At 64.4% G+C, this 21,403-nt stretch carries 17 protein-coding genes and 1 pseudogene; 11 read left to right on the top strand and 7 right to left on the bottom strand.

What is annotated here, in order from left to right; genetic code table 11:
* The first annotated feature begins 104 nt into the window (after window positions 1–104).
* From CHX26_RS11915 to CHX26_RS15745, 4 genes are all read left to right on the top strand, one after another.
* A complete protein-coding gene (locus tag CHX26_RS11915) occupies window positions 105–2,195 on the top strand; it encodes a putative bifunctional diguanylate cyclase/phosphodiesterase (RefSeq protein ID WP_233997136.1) in 2,091 nt (696 codons plus the stop codon).
* A gap of 55 nt (window positions 2,196–2,250) precedes the next feature.
* Window positions 2,251–4,068 carry a translation elongation factor 4 gene (gene lepA, locus CHX26_RS11910; protein ID WP_104942551.1) on the top strand — a complete coding sequence of 606 codons (1,818 nt, stop codon included), beginning with the start codon at window positions 2,251–2,253 and terminating at the stop codon, window positions 4,066–4,068.
* Window positions 4,069–4,248: 180 nt separating this feature from the next.
* Window positions 4,249–5,112 carry a methyltransferase domain-containing protein gene (locus tag CHX26_RS11905; RefSeq protein WP_146107731.1) on the top strand — a complete coding sequence of 288 codons (864 nt, stop codon included), beginning with the start codon at window positions 4,249–4,251 and terminating at the stop codon, window positions 5,110–5,112.
* Window positions 5,113–5,219: 107 nt separating this feature from the next.
* Window positions 5,220–5,882: a hypothetical protein gene (locus CHX26_RS15745; protein ID WP_146107730.1), complete on the top strand. Its 663-nt coding sequence runs from the start codon at window positions 5,220–5,222 to the stop codon at window positions 5,880–5,882.
* 418 nt (window positions 5,883–6,300) lie between these two features.
* Here the strand turns inward: CHX26_RS15745 and CHX26_RS15740 are convergent, their stop codons facing one another.
* Together CHX26_RS15740 and CHX26_RS11895 are read right to left on the bottom strand one after the other, a co-directional pair.
* Window positions 6,301–6,438, bottom strand: coding sequence for a type II toxin-antitoxin system CcdA family antitoxin (locus CHX26_RS15740; RefSeq protein ID WP_199797830.1), 138 nt, complete (start codon window positions 6,436–6,438; stop codon window positions 6,301–6,303).
* A gap of 128 nt (window positions 6,439–6,566) precedes the next feature.
* Entirely contained in the window at window positions 6,567–7,469 is a 903-nt protein-coding gene (locus CHX26_RS11895; protein ID WP_104942549.1) for a hypothetical protein, read from the bottom strand.
* 126 nt (window positions 7,470–7,595) lie between these two features.
* On the opposite strand from CHX26_RS11895, the gene CHX26_RS11890 reads away from it, so the two are divergent.
* Together CHX26_RS11890 and CHX26_RS11885 are read left to right on the top strand one after the other, a co-directional pair.
* Window positions 7,596–8,390, top strand: a complete 795-nt coding sequence (locus CHX26_RS11890) for an outer membrane protein assembly factor BamD (protein ID WP_104942548.1) — start codon at window positions 7,596–7,598, stop codon at window positions 8,388–8,390.
* A 186-nt stretch (window positions 8,391–8,576) separates the two neighbouring features.
* Window positions 8,577–9,485, top strand: a complete 909-nt coding sequence (locus CHX26_RS11885) for a hypothetical protein (protein WP_146107729.1) — start codon at window positions 8,577–8,579, stop codon at window positions 9,483–9,485.
* A 76-nt stretch (window positions 9,486–9,561) separates the two neighbouring features.
* On the opposite strand, the gene CHX26_RS11880 is transcribed toward CHX26_RS11885, so the two are convergent.
* Both CHX26_RS11880 and CHX26_RS11875 read right to left on the bottom strand, forming a co-directional pair.
* Window positions 9,562–11,682, bottom strand: coding sequence for a TonB-dependent receptor (locus CHX26_RS11880; protein WP_104942546.1), 2,121 nt, complete (start codon window positions 11,680–11,682; stop codon window positions 9,562–9,564).
* A gap of 101 nt (window positions 11,683–11,783) precedes the next feature.
* Window positions 11,784–12,293 (bottom strand): hypothetical protein, encoded by a 510-nt coding sequence (locus CHX26_RS11875; RefSeq protein WP_146107728.1) that lies wholly within the window; start codon window positions 12,291–12,293, stop codon window positions 11,784–11,786.
* Window positions 12,294–12,451: 158 nt separating this feature from the next.
* On the opposite strand from CHX26_RS11875, the gene recN reads away from it, so the two are divergent.
* The 5 genes from recN to CHX26_RS11850 are packed head-to-tail and all read left to right on the top strand — an operon-like array spanning window position 12,452 to window position 18,758.
* Window positions 12,452–14,119: a DNA repair protein RecN gene (recN, locus tag CHX26_RS11870; protein ID WP_104942544.1), complete on the top strand. Its 1,668-nt coding sequence runs from the start codon at window positions 12,452–12,454 to the stop codon at window positions 14,117–14,119.
* Window positions 14,116–15,018, top strand: a complete 903-nt coding sequence (locus CHX26_RS11865) for an alpha/beta hydrolase (RefSeq protein WP_146107727.1) — start codon at window positions 14,116–14,118, stop codon at window positions 15,016–15,018. The genes recN and CHX26_RS11865 overlap by 4 nt, the downstream gene beginning before the upstream one ends.
* A gap of 11 nt (window positions 15,019–15,029) precedes the next feature.
* On the top strand, window positions 15,030–15,983 hold the full coding sequence (locus tag CHX26_RS11860) for an alpha/beta hydrolase family protein (protein WP_146107726.1): 954 nt from the start codon (window positions 15,030–15,032) through the stop codon (window positions 15,981–15,983).
* Window positions 15,984–15,996: 13 nt separating this feature from the next.
* The gene (ligA, locus tag CHX26_RS11855) at window positions 15,997–18,264 is read left to right on the top strand and encodes an NAD-dependent DNA ligase LigA (protein WP_104943412.1); all 2,268 of its coding nucleotides are present in this window, start codon (window positions 15,997–15,999) and stop codon (window positions 18,262–18,264) included.
* Complete coding sequence (locus CHX26_RS11850; RefSeq protein ID WP_104942541.1) at window positions 18,264–18,758, top strand: CinA family protein; 495 nt, start codon at window positions 18,264–18,266, stop codon at window positions 18,756–18,758. Before ligA ends, CHX26_RS11850 begins: the two co-directional genes overlap by 1 nt.
* Here the strand turns inward: CHX26_RS11850 and CHX26_RS11845 are convergent.
* The 3 genes and pseudogenes from CHX26_RS11845 to CHX26_RS11835 all read right to left on the bottom strand — a co-directional run bounded on the left by CHX26_RS11845 (window position 18,755) and on the right by CHX26_RS11835 (window position 21,318).
* On the bottom strand, window positions 18,755–19,693 hold the full coding sequence (locus CHX26_RS11845; protein WP_104942540.1) for a 50S ribosomal protein L11 methyltransferase: 939 nt from the start codon (window positions 19,691–19,693) through the stop codon (window positions 18,755–18,757). The genes CHX26_RS11850 and CHX26_RS11845 overlap by 4 nt on opposite strands.
* On the bottom strand, window positions 19,657–20,580 hold the full coding sequence (locus tag CHX26_RS11840) for an MBL fold metallo-hydrolase (protein WP_172449824.1): 924 nt from the start codon (window positions 20,578–20,580) through the stop codon (window positions 19,657–19,659). The genes CHX26_RS11845 and CHX26_RS11840 overlap by 37 nt, the downstream gene beginning before the upstream one ends.
* A gap of 16 nt (window positions 20,581–20,596) precedes the next feature.
* Window positions 20,597–21,318, bottom strand: a pseudogene (locus tag CHX26_RS11835) (SDR family NAD(P)-dependent oxidoreductase).
* Window positions 21,319–21,403: the final 85 nt, after the last annotated feature.

Here is a 21,403-nt window from a genome sequence, read left to right as displayed (position 1 = left end):
CGCCTGAAGTCTGGAGGTCACCCCACGAGATGTCCCTTAAGGGTCTCTTGTCCCCACGCAGCGGCTCAGCCGCACGGCACCTGCGAACGCAGGTGGCTTCGGCCATGTCCGATGGCGAGCGGCTTGCCATGCTCGACGATCTTGAACAGTCCGGCCTTGGCTGGTTCTGGGCATCGGATGCACATGGCCAGCTGACCTATCTTTCCGGAGCCATCGCGGCGCGACTTGACGTGCCGCTGGACGAGTTGCTTGGCCAGCCGCTGACCACGATCTTTGCGGCCGCCGACCGTGAAGGGCGGGGTAAATCGCTTGCACTGATGCTTGGTGCGCACAAGGCCTTTGCCGGGCTTGCTGTGCGCGCTGCACGGCGTTCCGATGGGGCGGTGTTGCGGCTTGCAGGCCAGCCGGTGACGACGCCTGATGGTCGGTTTGCGGGATTTCGGGGAACCGGCGCCGACATCACCGACGAATATCACCGCGAGGAAGAAACCGAACGGCTGGCGCGCTATGATTCGCTGACGGGCCTCTCCAACCGGCACCGCATGGCGCATCAGATCGAAGCGACGCTGACGGCCTTCAAGGCGGCGCGCCGCAACTGCGCCGTGATGATGATCGATCTTGATCGCTTCAAGCACGTCAATGACACGCTGGGCCATGCTGCGGGTGATGATCTGCTCAAGCAGGTTGCTGACCGGCTGAGCCGCGCGATTGATCGTGAATGCGAAATTGGTCGGTTGGGCGGTGACGAATTTCAGGTGCTGCTGCCCGATATCGACGATCGCGGGGTGCTGGGCGATATGGCGATGAAGATCATCACCATGCTGCGTCAGCCCTATTCGCTTGACGAGGGGCGCTGTGTGATCGGTGCGTCGGTGGGAATTGCCATTGCCCCGCATGACGGCGTGACCCGCGAAGAGATCGTGCGCGCGGCCGACCTTGCGCTCTATGCCTCTAAAAACGGTGGGCGCGGGCAATATCGCTTTTTCTCGGGCGAGCTGGAGAACGAGACGATCTTCCGCCGTAGGCTCGAACAGGATCTGGGAAGTGCGCTGCGCGATGAGCAGCTATTCCTGCGGTTCGAGCCGATTGTGGAGGCGGTCGCCGGTTCGGTCTGCGCGCTTGAGGCGCACGTGTGCTGGAACCATTCTGATCGCGGGATGATTGACGAGGAAGAATTTGCCCAGATCGTGGAAGGCTCGGCCTTGCTCGGCGACGTGGGGCGCTGGGCGATCGGTGCAGCCTCTTTGCGGGCCGCCATGTGGCCTGACAGCGTGCGGGTGGCTGTCAATGTTCCGGTGCCGTTGTTCCTTGCTGATGACTTCGTGGAACTCGTTGCCGCTGCAATAGAGGCCGCTGGGATTGCGCCCTCACGGCTTGAGCTCGAAATCAGCGAGGCGGTGTTCTTTGGCGATTCCAGCGTGGTCGACAGGACCCTGGCGGCGCTGTTCAAGCTTGGGGTGCGCTTGACGCTTGATGAATTCGGTAGCGGCTTTTCCTCGCTCGCCTATCTGCGCCGGGCGCCGTTCGACAGCATCAAGATCGACGAAAAGCTGGTGGCTGAAGCCGAACGCCATGACAGCCGCGAACTGGGGCTGGTGCGCGCGATCGTGGCGCTGGCCGGTGCGCTGGAGATGGACACGATCGCCAACGGCATCGAAAGCGCTGATCTGCTCGCCGCGCTGAAGGGCTGCGGGGTGCGCTATCTTGAAGGGCCGATCTTCAGCGAACCGCTTGACGAAGCGACCTTGGAACAGGAGCTCTCGCAAGGCTCCTGGAAAATCGAGCCCGGCTCTGAACGAACCCGCCGCGCTCGCCGCCGGACGGTGTTCCGCAAGATACAGGTGATCCACGACGACTATGCCTACGAAGTCACTTTGCGCAACCTGTCGAAGTCGGGCGCGCTGATTCAAGGGCTGGCCGATGTGCCAAAAGGTACGCAATTCGTGGTCGATCTGGGTGGCGGGCAGCTTGCCGTGGCAACGGTAACGCGCTCCAACGGCGATGTGCAGGGACTGGAGTTCGAGCAATCGCTGATCGAGGATGGCTCCGGTGGGCTGTGCACTAGGAACCGCGTGTCACCCTATGCGCTTGCTGCGGCTGGAACGCCGCTTGCACCGCTGGCGCCGGGCAAGTTCATCGGCATGGATCAGGGCGGGGCCGTACCCAAGTTCGGCTATGCGATGCAGCCTGCCTAGGTGTTGCGTTTTTGGCGAATGACAATGCCTTGGCCGGGCGCTACATCGCGCGGCGATGACTGACCTTTCCAAGATCCGCAATTTCTCGATCATTGCCCATATCGACCATGGCAAGTCGACCCTCGCTGACCGGCTGATCCAGTTCACCGGAGGCCTCACCGCGCGTGAGATGTCCGAGCAAGTCCTTGATAACATGGACATTGAGAAAGAGCGCGGCATCACCATCAAGGCCCAGACCGTCCGCCTCAACTACACCGCCAAGAACGGCGAAACTTACCAGCTCAACCTGATGGACACCCCCGGCCACGTCGACTTCGCCTATGAAGTCTCCCGCAGCCTCGCCGCCTGCGAGGGCGCGCTGCTGGTGGTCGACGCGGCGCAGGGCGTCGAGGCCCAGACCCTCGCCAACGTCTACCAGTCGATCGAGCACGATCACGAAATCGTCCCCGTCATCAACAAGATCGACCTCCCCGCCGCCGAACCCGAAAAGGTCAAGGCCGAGATCGAGGATATCATCGGGCTCGACGCTTCCAACGCCGTCCTCGCCAGCGCCAAGTCCGGCATCGGGATCGAGGAAGTGCTCGAAGCCGTGGTCGAGCGCATCCCCCCGCCCAAAGGCACCACCGAAGCACCGCTCAAGGCCAGCCTCGTCGATTCCTGGTACGACCCGTACCTTGGCGTCGTCATCCTCGTGCGCGTGATCGACGGGAAGCTCACCAAGGGCCTCAACATCAAGTTCATGCAAGGGGGGACGCAACACCTCGTCGACCGCGTGGGCTGCTTCACCCCCAAGCGCACCGACCTCGCTGAACTCGGCCCCGGCGAAATCGGCTTCATCACCGCCCAGATCAAGGAAGTCGAACAGGCCCGCGTCGGTGACACCATCACCACGGTCAAGAACGGCGCGGCGCAAGCGCTGCCGGGCTACAAGGAAGTCCAGCCGGTGGTCTTCTGCGGCCTCTTCCCGGTCGACGCCGCCGATTTCGAAAAACTGCGCGAAAGCATCGCCAAGCTGCGTCTCAACGACGCGAGCTTCTCCTTCGAGATGGAGAGCAGCGCAGCCTTGGGCTTCGGCTTCCGCTGCGGCTTCCTCGGGCTGTTGCACCTCGAGATCATCCAGGAACGCCTCAGCCGCGAATACGACCTCGACCTCATCACCACCGCGCCCAGCGTCGTCTACCGCATCCACCTCGGCCATTCCAAGACCGAGGACGCCAAGACCATCGACATCGACAACCCCGCCGACTGGCCGGACACCAACCGGATCGAGTCGATCGAGGAGCCGTGGATCAAGGCGGTGATCTATACCCCCGACGAATACCTCGGCGCGATCCTCAAGCTGTGCCAGGACCGTCGCGGCATCCAGACCGAACTCACCTATGTGGGCGGCCGCGCGCAGGTGTCTTATGAATTGCCGCTCAACGAGGTCGTGTTCGATTTCTACGACCGCCTGAAGTCGATCAGCCGCGGCTATGCCAGCTTCGACTACGAACAGATCGGCACGCGCGAGGGCGACCTCGTGAAGATGAACATCCTCGTCAACAACGAGCCGGTCGACGCCCTGTCCCTGATCGTCCACCGCGCCAACGCCGAAGAACGCGGCCGCGGGATGTGCGAGCGCCTGAAAGACCTGATCCCCCGCCACCTGTTCAAGATCCCGATCCAGGCCGCCATCGGCGGCAAGGTGATCGCCCGCGAGACGATCGCCGCCCTGCGCAAGGACGTGACCGCGAAGTGCTATGGCGGCGACATCACCCGGAAGAAGAAGCTGCTGGAGAAGCAGAAGAAAGGGAAGGCGCGGATGCGGGAGTATGGGAATGTGTCCATCCCGCAGGAAGCGTTTATCGCTGCGCTGCGGATGGGGGAGGAGTGAAGCCTGCTCGACCCGGCTACCTTGCGACGATCGAATGCGCATACTCATGATGTGCGAGGAGGCCGACATTTTCATGTACCTGACGAACTCTAGGCTTGTCTATGCGTTGACCTTAGCACTAATGTCCGGATCAACGGGACGATCCAATTGGGCCTATGGTTATGGAAAGTCGATAAACTCTTGAATAGCGGCTTCATAATTGGAACCGGATTCTCAAAGGGAAACGACAATGCACAGCTTCGCGAAGTGACACGAATGGCTCCCCACACCCATCATCTGCCACGGGGCGATAAGTTGTCCCTTGAGTCTGAGGCGTTTCGGCGACCAGTTAACTCGTCAAACAAATCCATAAGAATGGCTCTCCCCCCTCAAATTGCTCAAACAGCCGAATTTGATCTATTGTCGGTCGAGCGCATTTTGAGCGGCCTTTGGCAACCCAAGGTGATCAATCCGATAGAAATACCAAGAGCTCCCGAGAATTTTTTTTACGAGAATTACTCTGAGGCTTTTACAAGATCGTATTTCTACAAAAATCTATACAAGTGTTTGATTGCATCGCATTTGCTGAAACATCACCTTGCTGGAATAAGTCAGGTCACTGATTTAGGAGCAGGTACCGGGGTGTTTGGCATTGCTTTGTCAATGATCTGTCGTCTCGAGTCGATGACGATGATCGATAGGTCATATCGGCAGATCGAGAACGCAAAGATAATATTCGAAAGATTGAATTTTCCATCGCATATTGAATATCAAGTTGGCGATTTCTCATCGTTAGACACAACTGGCCTTGATGTAATTTGTTCATATGCGCTCGGGGAATCGGTCTGTGAGAAATTTGATGTTCTTCAGCTTATTAGAAAATCAAAGACGTTCACGTTGATTGATACCCCTTTTTTGATCTCGTTGTTGGAGCCTATTGCCAAGGAAATGGACTTGCGCGTTGTGTCTGGAGTTATCGAATTCTATGCCGGAGAGGAAATATCCCATCTGATTGAAGGGGGTGGTGGCAGGTTCGCTTATTTTCATTCTTCGGGACCAAAATAAGCTCTTTTTTGACAGGGTAGGTCGCGCTTATGTTGACGGCAATAGGGCAATCTATTTGGACGTGGGTTGTTAACAAATTTCACATTTTTAGGGCGCGGGCTAATGTCATGGTGCGTGGCGCCTCTCTAGTTGTACTCGTATTTGGCATCATATTGTTTTTATTCAGTTCATATTTAACGATATTTGATCCAACCGCAGGTGGATTTTTTACTTCAGAATGGTCAAAATTTATGGCGACCCTAGGTACAATATCCGGGGTACTTTTGATCGTTGTTCGGCCACTTTGGCAAATGGCTGCTGACGACGGGCATCTCATTAATGTTGTGGTCACGATGGATCAAGACATGCGTGAGATGGCAAAATACATGAAGTCAGCGGATAAAGTTGTAATTTATTCAGGAGATTTTAGTTATATCTACCAACATCCGCCTCTCACAAAGGTGATGTTTGATTTAGCGCAGAGGGATGAATTAACGCTACTATCCTATAAGTCGAGAGAAGCTGTTCTTGCCAGTTCGGCGCGTACAAGAGGCCAAAATCCCTGCTTAATAAGTCAATTGATTGACGCAAAGAAAATGCAATTCAATCTACCAGGGAAGCCGAAATTTTCTCTTGTTTACAGGAGAGGTGAGGAGGTTTTGCTTTATCGTCATCGGTCTGATGGGATAGAATACGTGACTATATTTAAAGCGAACAAGGAAATGGCAAAAGAGCTTGTCCGTATTTTAAACATGCTTACTGATGGAATAAGTGCACAAGCAATGCCTTGATCTTCCCTTGTTTCGCCATCTTGCAGATGTTCGTTATGTTCCTTCTCCCTAGAGAAGGAAATTGTAAGCCAGCCACTGGAACGCCCCGGCCATGAGGTTGGCGGGTTAACTCCCTAGCTGGCGTCCACCGGCTTCTAGGTTGCCAATTGCTGAGCAATCGCCCGTGTTGGGCGCCTCCGCCGCCTCAACTCCCGTCACCAGAAAATCCAGCGCCCCCAGCACCGCCTCGCCCTGACCCCCAAGTGACCCCACACAATCCTCCAACTCCCGCACCTCAACCGCCGAGAGCAGCTGCGCCATCGGGACGCATAACTCCCCTCCCGCTTGCGGGAGGGGCTGGGGATGGGCCAGTGATAAGGCTCGCATCGCTCGCTCCCACCCCTAACCCCTCCCGCAAGCGGGAGGGGGATGGAGGCGGTCAGAACAGCCGCAGATCGCGCAGAGGTAGACCTTGGGCTTCGACCCATGCGTTGGCCGAAGAGATCGCTTCGCGATTGTCTCCCAGCCACGCGGCAGCGTCAGGATCGAGTGTGTTATCCGGATTCGGCGTTGTCATACCTCGCAAGCTACGCGCCGGGCGGATTGCCATCAAGTTAGGCCGTACACGGAGCAACCGCACCAGTCCCTCCAGCGCCTTTGGTGGTCCCCCTCCCCTTGCAGGGGAGGATCAGCGCGGCCTCGCCGCTACGGGTCGAAGTTGTCGTCTTTGAGCGTCCACACCGTCTTAGGCGGCGGCGCGGGCTTGGGCTTGCCGTAGGAATACCCCTCGGGCGGGTGCCGGGGTGGCTCCTGCTCGTCGTCCCGCTCGGGCGCGGGCAGCGCAGGGGGCGCGGGCGGGTCGTAAAAGTCTGTCGGGGTGCTGTGGCCGCCGCCGACCATCTTGCGCGTGCGGTCGTCCGCTCCGGCGGCGGCGAGGTCGCGGTCGCGTAGCTGGGCGAAGCGGGCGAAGGCGGCGAGGGTTTCTTCGCTGAGCACGGCGCGGCGTTCGGGGCGTTCGCGCTGGATGCGGCGGCGGATGTCCTCGATCTTGCGGTCGATGCTGGCGCGCACCTCTTCGGCGGTGACGTTGGGCTGTTCGGCCTCCCATTCCTTGCGCCATTGCTTCTTGAGGCGGTCGAGCTGCATCTGGCTCACCGCGTTGAGGCCCCTCGGCCCGCCGCCCGCGGCAAAGCGTTCGGGGGCGCGGTTTCTGAGGATGAACATCAGCAGCCGGTCATTGTAGCGGGTGCGGGTGCCGATCAGCTTGCCGTAGGAGTAGAGCGGTTCCTCCACGCCGTTGAGGGCGCGGTCCATCACCACGTCCTCGACCCGCTGGACGCCGAGCTGGAGGGCGGCTTCCCATGCGGCGCGGAATTCCTCGGCGCCGGGCTGGCGGCGCAGGTGGTAGGCGCCGACACTGCTCATGTCGACGGCCTTGCAGGCGGCCTCGACGCTGCCGGTGTCGGCCAGCGCCTCGATGAAGCCGCGCTGGCGTTCCGGGGTCCAGCCGTCGTGGCGGTTGCACCGGCGCGGGACGGGGGTGAAGGGGGGCAGCTCGCCCAAGGGGACGGGGAGGCGGGCGGTGCGGGGGTCTTTCTTGCGGGTCATGGGGAGTCCTTGCTGGCGCAAGCGTTCTGGATCACATTTTGCGCGAGTAGGAAAATGTGGGCGCGCGCGGGGAGGGCGGTGCGGCTTCACTTCCCATTCACCGCCCCTCTCGCTATATCGCGCGCCATGCAAGCCAAGCTCACCACTCGTCTCGCCCGCGCCGCACTTGTCGCCGCCAGCATTGCCGCTCTTGCCGCCTGTTCGGGCAGCACCAAGGGCAAGGACGTCGCCTATGTCGCGCGCGATGTCGAATCGCTCTATACCGAGGCGCAGAAGCGGCTGGATCGGGGGAACACGTTGCAGGCCGCCGCGCTGTTCGACGAGGTGGAGCGCCAGCACCCCTATTCGCCCTGGGCGCGCCGCGCGCAGCTGATGAGCGCCTTCAGCTATTACATCGCGCGCGATTACAACAAGGCGATCCAGAACGCGCAGCGGTTCCTGTCGATCCACCCGGGGAACAAGGATGCGCCTTACGCCTACTACCTGATCGCGCTCAGCTATTACGAGCAGATCAGCGACGTGAACCGCGACCAGAAGATCACCGAGCAGGCGCAGACCGCGCTGCGCGAGGTCAACCGGCGCTTTCCCCAGACCGAATATGCCGCCGACGCGCGGCTGAAGCTCGATCTGGTGGCGGATCACCTTGCGGGCAAGGAGATGGAGATCGGCCGCCACTACCAGCGCATGGGCCTGTGGCTCGCGGCGGATATGCGGTTCCGCAATGTGGTCGAGAAGTTCGATACCACCAGCCACACCGCCGAGGCGCTGTATCGCCTCACCGAAAGCAGCCTTGCCCTTGGCGTGCCGCAGGAGGCGGTGAAGTATGCCGCGGTGCTGGGCGCAAACTATCCCGGCAGCGACTGGTACGAGCGCGCCTTCAAGCTGGTGAACAAGCACGCCGAGGGCGTCACCGCGTCGTAATCGCACCTGCGCCGCGCGCCCGGCGCGTTCCAGGCCAGCCAGGCATCGCCTACCCTGTTCAGGGTATGGTTTCCCCGCATTTCGCGCGGCATCATCTGCGTGCTCGCATCGCCGCCGACGCGCTTTGCCAAAGCCGATGGGATGGCAGAGGCGCGCCAAAGGCAGCGCATGCAGGAGGGGACTGGAATGACGGCAAGGAAATTTCGTTCGGGGATCACGCTCGCTGCGGCGCTCGCGGCGACATTGCTGGTGCAGCCGCTGGCCGCGCAGGCGCAAGGGGCGAATGCCCAGCCGAAGCCCGCGACCACGGCCAGATTGAAGCCGGGCCAAATCTCCGATCAGCTGTGCCTTGCGACCTTCCTGTGGGCGGCGGAGGCGCGGCCCCGTGAGGCGGAGGCCTGGCTCGCCAAGGCCCGCTTCCTTGGTCGCAAGTTTCTCTCCGGCAAGTCCGCTGCCGACAAGGAAAAGCTCGAGGCCGCTATACAGACGGATAAGCGCTGGATCGCTGCGGGAGCAAGCACTGCCGGGGCTGGTCGCTACAACAACGATCTCAGAGCCTGCGGCAGGTGGGTCGAGGACGCGGAAGGTTTCGTACCGCAGGCCGAACCCGGCACCGCCGAGCGCCTGCTCGCCGAGGCCGAGGCGCTCGCCAAGGCAGAGAAGCTGAAGAACAAAACTCTCTCCGGCGAGAAAAAGGAGGCCGTGCTTTCGGCCCTCCATTCCGCCTGCCGCCTTGGCCTTGCACAGGCCTGTATCCGCTATCGTGAAGCGCAGGGCATGAGCAGCTTCTTCGGTGCCGCCGATGCCATTCGCGAGGAAGGCTTCGCGCTTGCCCGGGCCTGCGATCTTGGCGACGGGGAGGGCTGCGTCATGCTTGGCAAGCATCACGACCCGGCGGAGATGCTTGCGTCAGCCAAGGATTTCCCGGCTGCCATCGCCGCCTATCGCCGGGCCTGCGACACGCATTCGCTCGCCGACGCCTGCGCCAAGGCGAGCGACCTGCTGCGCTCCGACCGCAATCCCAAGCCCGATCTTGCGCAGGCCAATGCCTACCTGATCAAGGCGCAGAAACTGCGCGGCGTAAAACAGCCCTGATCCGGACATAGGTAAGGCCACCAGCGGGCTTTCCTGCATGCCGCAGCACACAGGAAAGCCGCTTGCGGTGTCAGCCTCAGAACTGCGCTGTCAGCCGCGCCCAGACGCCGCGGCCCGGACCGGGCAGGCGTTCGAGCAGCGGCACGTCCGATGCCGCCACCCGGCTGCGTCCGGCAAGGTGCGGGGCGTATTGCTCGTCGAGCAGGTTCTCGACCCCGGCCTCGATCGCCAGCCCTTCGGCAAAGGCGTAACGCGCGAACAGGCCCAGCGTGGCATAGCCATCGCCGGGAAGCTCGCTATTGGTGAGCGAGACCCGGTTCTGATCGGCTGCGGCGAACAATTCGGCCCCCAGCGACAGGTCGCCGGTGGCCCAGGTGGCCGAAAGCCTGAGATTGGCCGGCGGGATGCGGTAGAGATCATCGACGATGTCGCGCCGCTGCCCGCGCACGATACTCGCTGTCCCTGCCAGTTCGAGGTTCGTCAGCGGGCGGACCACAAAGTCGAGATCCGCGCCGTAAAGCTCGGCATCGGTGTTGCGGAACATCAGCGGCGTGGGATCGCCGTTCATGTTCGCCACCATCTCGACGGGGCTGTTGATCACGCCCGGCGTGGCATCGAAAGGCGTGCCTTGAATGAAGTCGTCGACCCGGCGGTAATAGAGCGTCGGGCGCAGCGTCAGCCAGTCATTGGCAAAGTCGAACCCGGCCTCGGCAATCCACGCGACTTCCGGCTTGAGGGCCTGATTGCCGACATAGATATTGCCATCGGCCAGCCCGAAGCTCGCTTCGGTCGGCAGCCAGGCGAAGCGTTCGAGCACGCTCGGCACGCGGGTCTTGCGGGCGAGGGTGAGGCGCGGGACGAAAGCGCCGCCCTCGATCCACACCCGCGCGACCGCATCGACCGTGGTGTCATCGGCCTCGCGCCCCGAGGCGATGAAGCCCGCTGCCAGCCCGCGCGGCCCCATCGGCACGGCGGCGCCCAGTTGCGGGATACCTGCTGATTGCGCGGTCCGGTCGATCCGTCCGCCGAGCTCGAACTGCGCCGCGCCCAGCTGCCCACGCCATTGCAGATAGGCCCCCATCCGTTCGGCGCGCACATTGGGCTGCGACTGGATGAAGAAAGCCGGGTTGGTGGGGTTGGTGATGGTGACAAAGCGATCGGTCAGTTCCGCATCCGCGCCCACTTCGACATAGGCGCGGCTTCCGCCGAAACGCAGTGCTGCTTCGGCCGTGACAGTGTCGGCATCGGCAAAGGTCGCGCGTGCCTGCATCGGCGCGGCGGCCGGTTGGCGCAGCGTCTGGTTGTCCATCAGGTGCCGCACCGCGACATGGCCCAATCGCAGCGTCAGCCCGAGATCCTCGGTGATCTGGCCGCGAAAGCCGCCCTGCACGAAGTCGGTGTTGAAATAGACCATGTCGAGCGCGAAGGGCGGATTGCCCGAAGGATCGGTCTCGGAGCGGCGATATTCGACGAACAGCTCGCCCGCGCCCGTCTGGAAGCCCGCATGGACGCCGTAGAGGTTGCGTTCGAATGACGTGCCGACCGCGGTGCCGCCGGGAAAGCGGTAATCCTCGCCCTGTTCGCGGCTGGCGATCAGGCCGAAGCGCCAGCGCTCGCTCGCCAGCGCGGCGAGGCCGCCGACGGCATAGCTGTCGTCAACGCTGCGGTACTGGCTCGCCATGCGCACTTGCGGGGTGAGGCTGGCGCTGTCTGAAAATTGCGCCTGTACCAATTGGGCATTGATCGCGCCGCCGAGCGAAGGCCCTTCGGCCACGGGTGCGACCCCGCGGGCGATGTCGATGCGTTCGACCAGGATCGAGGGCGCGTAATGCAGCGGCGGGTCCATCGCATTGGGGCCGCCGGTGGCGAAGCGTTGCCCGTTGACGCGCCCCAGCACGCGCTCGCCCGCCAGCCCGCGATAGCTGAGCTGGCCAGATAGCGCGCCATTGCCGAAGATGTCGCCCCCGGCAACGCGCGCGGCAATCGCGGCGGCATCGGCGGGGAGCGCAATCTGGCGCGGCGCGGCGACAGCATCGCTGGCGATCGTCTCGCGCCGCTGGGCGGTGACGATGATCGTGTCGGTGAGCGCATCCTCGCGGGTTGCAGGCGTGGCGGCGTGTTCGGCCAGCGCCGGGGGCGCAGCCGCAAGGGTGCATCCGGCAAGCAGGCTTGCCCGGAGCAATCGGGTGATAGTCATTATATTTCAGTCCTGTATCTGCATATGATGCCCGCCACGCAGTCACGCGCAGAGGCACGTATGCCTCTGCCAGCGACGGGCGGCCGGATTGTCGTTGTGGGTCAGATCAGAACGGGAGGCGCGCGCAGCGGTGGGCGCAGGCGCTGCGGCTCAGCAAGACGCAGCGGTTGCAAAGGGAGCGCGGGCGCAGGCGGCTTGGCCTGCCGCGCCGCGCCCATTGCAAGATCATCCGGCAGCAGCGCGGCAAGCGCACCCGCCCCGGCAAAGGCACAGGACTGTGCCGGTGAACCAGCGGCAGAGGCAGGCGCCTCGTCATCCTCCGAGGCCGGCCCATGGCCCATCGCGGCATGATCGGGCGCGCCATGATCTGGCATGGCGTGGCCCATCGCCGCGTGCATTGCGGCCATGGCAGCCTGCGCTTCGGACGCCTGTGTCGCTGCTGCGCGGGCCAGCGGATGGGTCTGGGGGCAAAGTGTGATCTGCGCGCCATGCCCGGCGACAGGCGCGACCATCAGCCCGGCCGGCATCAGCGCCTGCATCGCCAGCGCGGCCAGCACCAGACTCAGCAGCCTGCGACCATGTGCCGGAAAAAGGGTTCGCACCTGTCCCATTTGCGCGGCGGCTTTAGCTTCAGGGCGGCGGCTTGTCATGTGCATTGGCTCGCGGGTTGCGCGCACTTTGTTGCACTTTGCGCAATTCAGGCGGGCTTGGGGATTTGCGCGCCTTGCGCAGGTGACGCGCCCGAGGCTGTGCGCTATCTGTTCCGCCGATGCTGACCCGCCTCTCGATCCGCAACATCGTCCTTATCGAAGCGCTCGATCTCGATTTCGCGCGAGGGCTGGGCGTGCTTACGGGGGAGACCGGGGCGGGCAAGTCGATCCTGCTCGATGCGCTGGGGCTGGTGCTGGGCGACCGCGCCGAGACGAGTCTGGTGCGGAGCGGAGAGGACAAGGCGAGCGTCACCGCCAGCTTCGAATTCGCCGCTCTGCCCGCCGGTATCGCCGCTGCGCTCGACGAGGCGGAGATCGCCATCGAACCGGGCGAGCCGCTGCTGATCCGGCGGCAGGTCAAGGCCGATGGCGGCTCCAAGGCCTTCATCAATGATCAGCCCGCCAGCGTCGCCCTGCTGCGCGAACTCGCGCCTGCGCTGGTGGAACTCCACGGCCAGCATGACGACCGCGGCCTCGTGAACCCGCGCGGGCATCGCACGCTGCTTGATCGCTATGCCGGGACCGATGTGGCCGGGCTGGAGCGTGCCTATGCCGCGTGGGCGCGGGCCGAGGCGCAACTGGCCGAAGCGCGCGATGCGGTCGAGCAGGCTAGGGCCGATCAGGATTTGCTGATCGCGCACCTTGCGGAATTGTCGGCGCTGGAGCCGGTCGCGGGCGAGGAAAACCGCCTCGCGCTGGCGCGGGCCGATATGCAGAAGGGCGAGAAGCTCTCTGGCGAGCTGGAGGCGCTGCGCCATGTGTGGGATGGATCGGACTCGCCGCTCGCATCCCTGCGCGTGGCGGCGCGCAAGCTGGACCGGATCGCCGATCAGCACCCCCTGCTGACCGAGGCCTTGGCCGCGCTGGATCGCGCGGTGATCGAGGCGAGCGAGGCCGAGGACAAGCTGCGCCTCGCCGCCGAGGCGCTGGTGCATGATCCTCATGAATTGGAGCGCGCCGAAACCCGCCTGTTCGAACTGCGCGCCGCCGCGCGCAAGCACCGCTGCGAGGTCGATGACCTGCCCGAACTGATGCGCACCATGCGCGCGCGGCTCGACGCGATCGAGGGCGGGGAGGCGCAATTGGATGCGCTCGAAGCCGCCGCCAAGGAAGCGCGCGCCGCCTATGTGGCAAAGGCCGAGGCCGCGCATGCCGCGCGGGTCGCGGGCGCGGCGCGGCTCGATGAAGCTGTGGCGGCGGAGCTGGCGCCCCTGAAGCTCGATTCCGCACGGTTCCGCACGCAGGTCGCGATGCTGCCCGAAGACCGCTGGGGCGCAGGCGGCATGGACGCGGTGGAGTTCCTGATCTCCACCAACCCCGGCGCGGATTTTGCGCCCTTGGGCAAGATTGCGAGCGGAGGCGAATTGTCGCGCTTCATCCTCGCGCTCAAGGTCGCGCTGGCGGAGAAGGGCGGGGCGGCGACGATCATCTTCGACGAAATCGACCGCGGCGTGGGCGGGGCTGTGGCCTCCGCGATTGGTGAGCGGCTGGCGCGGCTGGCGGCCAATGAAGGCCAATTGCTGGCGGTGACGCACTCCCCGCAGGTCGCCGCGCGCGGGGGGCAGCACTATTTCATCGCCAAGGCCTCCAGCGGCACGGTGACGCGCACCAGCGTGGTGCTGCTCGACCACGCCGGGCGACAGGAGGAGATCGCGCGGATGCTGTCGGGCGCGGAAGTGACGCCCGAGGCACGCGCGCAGGCGGACCGGCTGCTGGAGGGGGTGTGAGAGCTTTTCTTCCGCTCCCCATCCTTCTCGCCGCCTGCGCCCCCGCCACCCCCGCGCCTGAGGAGGCCCCGCCTACCGTGCAGCCCAACAACGCCACCTATGGCACCGACGCCAACCTCGCCGCCTCGAAGCCTGATGCGATCCTGCGCTATGCCGATCATCCGCGCGGGTTTGCCGAACTGCGGCTTCCCACCGGGGAAGGCCCGTTCCCGCTTGCGGTGATCTATCATGGCGGGTGCTGGAAGACCGGCATTGCCAGCCAAGCCTACATGGCCCCGCTCGCCACACGCTGGCAGCAAGAGGGCATCGCCACGCTCAATGTCGATTACCGCGAGGTGGGGGATGGCGGCGGGTGGCCGGGGTCTTTCGCAGACTGGGCGGCGTCCGAAAAACTGATCGACGCGGTTGCAGGCAAATACCCCATCGACCGCGGGCGCATCACTCTCGTCGGCCATTCGGCGGGCGGACTTCCGGCGCTGTGGCTGGCGAGCGCGAGCGGCGAGGATGGCCCGGTCGGCAAGCGCGCCGCGCTCGCGGCCCGCGCCGCGATCGTGCTCGACGGGCCGGGCGATGTCGGCCCTGAACAGCCCGCCTTCGATGCGCTGTGCCAGTTCTCGGCTGTGGCGCCGTTCATGGGCGATGCTCCCGCCGCTGCGCCTGCGCGCTACACCGCCATTTCCCCCGCGACCGCTGCCCCCCAGCTCGCCGAAGTGCTGTTCGTGCAGGCCAAGCTCCCCGCACCCTCCGCCGCGACGCAGGCCGCGCTGGCAGCGGGCGGGGCGCAGGTAAGCGTCCGCGAAAACATCGGGCAGAGCCACTTCGCGATTATCACCCCCGGCAATCCGGTCTACGAAGCCAACGAGGCCGCAATGCTGGCGGTGCTGAGGGGGGACGAATGAGGGGAGAGATCATGACCAAGAACCGGTTTGCGGCAATTGCCGCGATCGCCGCTAGCCTGGCCGCCTGCGCACCTGCGGAACCGGTTGCCAAGGCACCGCCCGCGCCCTCGGCCGCGCCCTCGGCCGCGCCCGATGCGCGCTTCGCGGTGACCGACGCCGCGGACTATGATCCCTTCAGCGTCAACACGCTCCCTGCCGATCCGCCGACCGCGCGCATCGCCTATGGCACCGCGTCAGAACGGCAATATGGCGAACTGCGTGTCCCATCCGGCAAAGGCCCGTTCCCGCTTGCGGTGCTTTATCATGGCGGGTGCTGGGCCGGGATGGGCGGCACGGCCAACCTCGGCCCGCTCGCCAGCTTTCTGGCGAAGAACGGCGTGGCGACCTGGACGCCGAGCTATCGCGAGATCGGGTCTGACGGTGGCTGGCCCAACACCTTTGCCGACTGGGCGCAAGGGCTGATGCATGTCACCAGGCTGGCCAAATCCTATCCACTCGATCTCACCCGGATTACGGTGATGGGGCATTCCGCCGGGGTGACGCCTGTGATGTGGCTGCCGACGGGCGCCAAGGGCGACGAGGCGCTCGCCGCTGAGCTGCCGGCCGTCCAGGCCGCAGTCGCGCTCGACGGGCCGTTGCGGATTGCCGATTTCGTCGGGATCGATCAGGCGGTGTGCGGCGCGCCTGTGATCGCCACCATGATGGGCGGCACCCCGGCCGAACAGCCGGAGCGTTACGCGATGCTCGATCCGCTGGTGAACAAGCCGCTGGTGAAGCAGCTGCTGGTGGTCGACGGTGCGTTGCCGGATCCCGATCCGGCGCTGATCGAGGCCTTGCGCGCACAGGGCATCGCGGTCGAAGTGATCCGCGTGGCGCAGGACCAGCACTTCAACCATCTGGTGCCGGGAACCAAGGATTTCGCTGCCATCGGTCCGGCGCTGCTGGACATTGCCGGCGGGCGCTGAAAAGGCTGCGTCCATGGGAATCGAAGGCTTGAACGAGGCGGATGCCGCCAACGAGCTGATGCGCCTTGCACGGGCGATCGCGAAGCATGACCGGCTGTATCACGCCGAGGACAGCCCGGAGATTTCCGACGCCGAATATGACGCGCTGGTACGCCGCAATGCCGAGCTGGAAGCGGCCTTCCCGCATCTGATCCGCAAGGATTCTCCCTCGCGCAAGGTGGGCCATGCGATTGCCGCCTCGCCGCTCGGCAAGGTGACCCACGAGGTTCGCATGATGAGCCTCGACAATGCCTTTTCGCCGCAGGAAGTGGGCGAGTGGCTCGCGCGGATGCGGCGCTTTTTGAACCTGCCTGAAGACGCGCCGCTGGCGCTGACGGCGGAGGACAAGATCGACGGGCTGTCCTGCTCTTTGCGTTACGAAAACGGCGTGCTGGTGCGCGCCGCGACGCGCGGCGACGGGCAGGTGGGCGAGGATGTGACCGCCAATGTCCAGTTCATCGACGATATTCCCAAAGACCTCCGTTCGTCTCGAGCGAAGTCGAGAGACTTGGGGCAGGACGGCGTCTCGACTGACCACAGAATGTCGGCAGCCTGCCCTGAGCCTGCCGAGGGGCTCGACGCGAACGGGGTTTGGGATGGCCCCGCCATCTTCGAAGTGCGCGGGGAGGTCTATATGGAAAAACAGGCCTTTACCGCGCTCAATGCTGCGCAGCATGAAGCGGGCGGGAAGCTGTTTGCCAACCCGCGCAATGCGGCTGCGGGAAGCCTCAGGCAGAAGGACGCGAACGTCACGGCCAAGCGCCCCTTGCGGTTCTGGGCGCATGGCTGGGGCGCGGCCTCGGCGGTGCCGGGGGCGACACAGGCTGAGGTCGTGGCGCAGCTAAAGGCATGGGGCTTTCCGGTCTCGCCGCTGTTCACCCGCGTTGAAGGCGGAGCGGACGAATTGGTGGCGCATTTCGACGCCATCGGGAAAGCGCGCCCGACGCTGCCCTATGATATCGACGGGGTGGTCTACAAGCTTGACCGGCTCGACTGGCAGGAGCGGCTCGGCTTTGTCGCCAAGGCCCCGCGCTGGGCGCTGGCGCACAAGTTCCCGGCCGAACGGGCGGAGACCATCGTGGAAGACATCGACATTCAGGTCGGGCGCACCGGCAAGCTGACCCCGGTGGGCCGCCTCGCCCCGGTGCTGGTCGGCGGGGTGACAGTCACCAACGTGACGCTCCACAACCGCGACGAGATTGCGCGGCTGGGCCTTCGCGTCGGTGACCGCGTGGTGATCCAGCGCGCGGGCGATGTGATCCCGCAGGTGGTCGAGAACCTCACCCGCGAGGAGGCGCGCCCGGCCTTCCCGTTCCCCGATCACTGCCCCGAATGTCAGTCCGAGGCTGTGGCCGAGGAAGGCGAAGTCGATGTGCGTTGCACCGGCGGCCTCATCTGCCCGGCGCAGCGCACCCAGCGATTGGAACATTTCGTCAGCCGCAAGGCGCTTGATATCGAGGGGCTGGGCGAGAAGACGATTGCCCAGTTCTTTGCGCTGGGGTGGCTCGAAAGCCCGGCGGATATCTTCCGGCTGAAGCAGCGGCGCAGCGAGATTCTCGCGCTGGAGGGCTGGCAGGAGAAGTCGGTCGACAACCTCATCGCCGCGATCGAGGCCAAGCGCGCGCCTGATGCCGCGCGGCTGCTGTTCGCGCTCGGCATCCGGCACGTGGGCGAAGTGACGGCGCGCGATCTGATGAAGCACCTGCACGAGCTTCCCGTTCTCAGGGCCATGGCAATGCTCGCGAATGCGCCGCGCCTGCCGTTCGCCTCGAGCGAAGTCGAGAGGCAAATGCGTGAGAGTGTCTCGACTGCGCTCGACACGAACGCGGATGTGGCGGCGCAGGCGCTGGCCGAACTCACCGCCATCGACGGCATCGGCCCCTCGGTGGTCGAGGCACTGGGTGATTTCTTCCACGAGCCGCACAATGTCGCGGTGTGGGAAGACCTTCTCTCGCAGGTCACCCCGCCGCGCTATGAAGTCCAGACCGTCGCATCCCGCGTCGCGGGCAAGACCGTGGTGTTCACCGGCAAGCTTGAAACCATGAGCCGCGATGAAGCCAAGGCACAGGCCGAACGGTTGGGCGCCAAGGCCGCTGGTTCCGTCAGCGCCAAGACCGATCTGCTGGTCGCAGGGCCAGGCGCGGGATCGAAGCTCAAGAAGGCCGCCGAACTCGGGATCGAGGTGGTGGACGAGGCCGGCTGGGCGGCGATTGTCGCTGAAGCTCTGGGAGGTGGCGGCTGATGGACCTGCTGACCGAGCTTCAGCCGCAGGCGCTGCGCATTGCGGCCCTGTTGCGCGCCCGCGGCGAGAAGGTGGCCGTGGCCGATGGCGCGACTGGCGGCCTGATCGCGGCGAGCCTGCTGACCGTCCCCGGCGCGCTTGATTTCTTCGTCGGCGGCGGGGTGGTCTATTCCTTCCGCGCGCGTGATGTGCTGTTCGCTCTCCCGCGTGAGGCCTACAAGGGGATGCGCGGGGCGAGCGAGGACTATGCCCTGCTTCAGGCCCGCGCGATCAGGGACAATTTCGGCGCGGAATGGGGGCTGGCCGAAAGCGGATCAGTCGGCGGATCGTCGCACCCCAGCGGCGCGCCCGCAGGTCGCTCTGTCGCCGCGCTGGCCGGGCCGGATGAGGAGTTCACCCGCTTGATCGAAACCGCCTCGGATGACCGCATCGCCAACATGGCCGCCTTCACCCGCAACGCGCTGGCGCTGCTTGAAGACGCGCTTGCTGCCTAGCGCACGCGCCTTCTCCGCAGCCACAGGATCGCCCAGTCGCCGCGCTGGAGCCTTTTGGCCATGCGGAAACCGGCGCGCTGCATGGCGCGCCTGACCGCCGCTTCCTGTTCGCCTGCGAGGAGCCCCGCCAGCAGCAGGCTCCCGCCCGGACTGACCGCACGGGCGAAATCGGGGGCGAGGCTGACGAGTGGCCCGGCGAGGATATTGGCAATCAGCAGATCATAAGGCCCGCGAAGGCGGAGCAAGGGATCATCCATCCCGTCGGCGACGATCATCACCGCCTCGCCCGCGCGCGGGCCGAGGGGAATCCCGTTGGTGGCGGCGTTCTCCTCGACCACGGGGACGCAGACCGGATCGATATCGGTGAGGGTGCAAAAGGCGCGCGGCCACAGGCGGAGCGCCGCAAAGCCGAGCAGGCCGGTGCCGGTGCCGATATCGGCGATATTGCGGGCGATCACGCCGCTCGCCTTCATGTCGCCCAGCATTTCGAGACACCCGGCGGTGGTGCGGTGCTGGCCGGTGCCGAAGGCTTGGCTGGCAGGAATCACGAAGTCGATCAGATCGGGATCGGCGGGGAATTCCGGCGTGTGGACGTGGAAGCGCCCGGCGCGGATCGGCTGGGCGTTCTGCTGGCTCAATGTCACCCAGTCTTCGGGCGGCAATTCCTCGACCGTGATCAGCGGGGCCTTGCCCTCGAACAGTCCGGCGAGCGCCCGCTTTTCGGCTTTGCCGGGCTTCTTCGGATACCAGCCTTCCAGCACCCAGTCCTCGGGTCGGTCTTCAGCCACCTCGCGGCCGGCGATGACGAGGTCGGGGTCCCAGTCCTCGATGAGGTCATGCGCCAGCAGCGCCGCCTGCACGATGGGCTTGGGGGCGAGGGCGGACAGTTTCCACGTATTCACTTGATACCTTGCGGGAAGTTCTTCTTCATCCATTCGGGATCTTCTTGAAGAAGGCGGTCGATAAGCAACGAGCGCTGGAACCGTGTGTAGCTGTCGCAGCGATAGGCATAGGATGCGTTCAAACTACCGGCCCGCAGCGTGTCGCGCATTTTGCTGGCCGAGGGGAGCGGGGTCAGCAGAATGTCGCAGGGTGCATCGGCAATCCGTTGCAGTGATGCAAGGAATTCATGAACGTAGCGCGGGTTATCGGTGAATTTGTAGTCGTCCCGGCTGACGGGCAGGAGATTGGCGGCATAGATGATGGTGAGGCATTCATCGCCCTCGCAATCGCGCCAGGTCCAGCTCATCGCTGCCGGACTGTAGCCGGGAGTGGGAATGGGCCATACGCCGAACTTGTCGAGAAGGAACTGTGCCTTCGGTTCATTATAGCGCAGGATCGGCGATGGCTCGATGGTGTAGCTTGATTCCGGCAGGCTCCGCATCGGTTCGAGCGTGCCATAGCGGGGATCGTCTTTGGTTGCCTGACCCGAGGCAATGACGTTCAGCCCTTCGAATGACGTGACGATCGGGGCGCGGGTTATCTCCTGAATGGTGAGCAATCCGCCGATATGGTCGGAATGCTCATGGCTGCCCAGCAACAGCTTGATGTCCTTGGGATCGAAACCGAGCGCGCGGATATTGGCGAGCACCACCTCCGCGCCCGCCTCGGTTCCGCTGTCGATCAGGAGATGGCCCTCTGGCGAGGTGACGAGGATTGCGGAGACTCCGCAAGTCCCCACGTAATAGGTGTTCCGATAGACCTGAAAGGCGGGGCCCGGCTTGTCCCGATCATCCCGGTCCTTGCAGGCGGTAACCCAGGGATGGGTCGTCAGGGGGCCGGTCGTCGGCTCCCGCGCACCGAGCAGGGGCAGGGCGAGCACGAGCGCTGCAAATAGCCTAGCGGACAAAGCTTGCTCCATTCGCGTCAATCACTGCGCCGGTCATGCTCGGGGGCGCGTCGAGGGCGCAGAAGGTGATGATCGCGGCGATCTCCTCGGGCGTGGCGACGCGGCCCAGCGGAATGTCGGCGAGCAGCCCCGGCCCGCCGCGGCTGGCGAGGTAATCGCCCGCCATGCTGGTGTCGGTAAAGCCGGGGGTGACGGCAAAGCTCAGGATCCCGTCCTTGGCATAGGCACGGGCAATGGTCTTGTGCATCCCCACCATCCCGCTCTTGGCAGCGGCATAATGCCAGTGCTGGGGCGAATCTCCGCGATAGGCGGCGCGACTGGCGACATGGACCAGCCGTCCGGCGAATCCACGCTCCTGCCAGTGCAGCACCGCAAAGCGCGAAAGCTGCGCGGCGCTGGTGAGATTGACCCGCAAGGTATCCTCCCACGCATCGAGCCATTCGATATCGGAACGGTCGAGCCGGTTGGCTTCGAAGCGCCCGGCATTGTTGACCACGACGTCGATTTCGCCGCCTGCGATCTCAAGCGCCTGTTCCCACAGCGATTGGACACTCAGCGGATCGCCGAAATCGGCGGCAATGATCGGCACCGCGCCCGCCGATGCTGGCGCACGCGAGGCGTGGCCGATGATTTTCGCCCCCGCTCGGCGAGTGCGACAAGTGCCGCCCTGCCAATTCCGCGGCTTGATCCCGTGACCAGAATGTGTCCCATGCAATTGCCTATCCGAAACTTTGCAAGTCCTGTCCACCGCTGGCCGCTTGCCTCAGGCGACAGCCGCGCTAAGTGGGGGGCACAT

It is taken from the genome of Porphyrobacter sp. HT-58-2, from assembly GCF_002952215.1.
Taxonomy (GTDB): domain Bacteria; phylum Pseudomonadota; class Alphaproteobacteria; order Sphingomonadales; family Sphingomonadaceae; genus Erythrobacter.
Note: the sequence above shows the minus strand (reverse complement) of the source record. Positions and strands in the feature narration are given on the sequence as shown.

Coding starts and splice junctions, on each gene's coding strand:
- ligA (WP_104943412.1), top strand. CDS start 15,997: ATGGGAATCGAAGGCTTGAACGAGGCGGATGCCGCCAACGAGCTGATG.
- CHX26_RS11845 (WP_104942540.1), bottom strand. CDS start 19,693: ATGGATGAAGAAGAACTTCCCGCAAGGTATCAAGTGAATACGTGGAAA.
- CHX26_RS11890 (WP_104942548.1), top strand. CDS start 7,596: ATGCAAGCCAAGCTCACCACTCGTCTCGCCCGCGCCGCACTTGTCGCC.
- lepA (WP_104942551.1), top strand. CDS start 2,251: ATGACTGACCTTTCCAAGATCCGCAATTTCTCGATCATTGCCCATATC.
- recN (WP_104942544.1), top strand. CDS start 12,452: ATGCTGACCCGCCTCTCGATCCGCAACATCGTCCTTATCGAAGCGCTC.
- CHX26_RS11875 (WP_146107728.1), bottom strand. CDS start 12,293: ATGGGACAGGTGCGAACCCTTTTTCCGGCACATGGTCGCAGGCTGCTG.
- CHX26_RS11885 (WP_146107729.1), top strand. CDS start 8,577: ATGACGGCAAGGAAATTTCGTTCGGGGATCACGCTCGCTGCGGCGCTC.
- CHX26_RS11895 (WP_104942549.1), bottom strand. CDS start 7,469: ATGACCCGCAAGAAAGACCCCCGCACCGCCCGCCTCCCCGTCCCCTTG.
- CHX26_RS15745 (WP_146107730.1), top strand. CDS start 5,220: ATGGTGCGTGGCGCCTCTCTAGTTGTACTCGTATTTGGCATCATATTG.
- CHX26_RS11880 (WP_104942546.1), bottom strand. CDS start 11,682: ATGACTATCACCCGATTGCTCCGGGCAAGCCTGCTTGCCGGATGCACC.
- CHX26_RS11850 (WP_104942541.1), top strand. CDS start 18,264: ATGGACCTGCTGACCGAGCTTCAGCCGCAGGCGCTGCGCATTGCGGCC.
- CHX26_RS11860 (WP_146107726.1), top strand. CDS start 15,030: ATGACCAAGAACCGGTTTGCGGCAATTGCCGCGATCGCCGCTAGCCTG.
- CHX26_RS15740 (WP_199797830.1), bottom strand. CDS start 6,438: ATGACAACGCCGAATCCGGATAACACACTCGATCCTGACGCTGCCGCG.
- CHX26_RS11915 (WP_233997136.1), top strand. CDS start 105: ATGTCCGATGGCGAGCGGCTTGCCATGCTCGACGATCTTGAACAGTCC.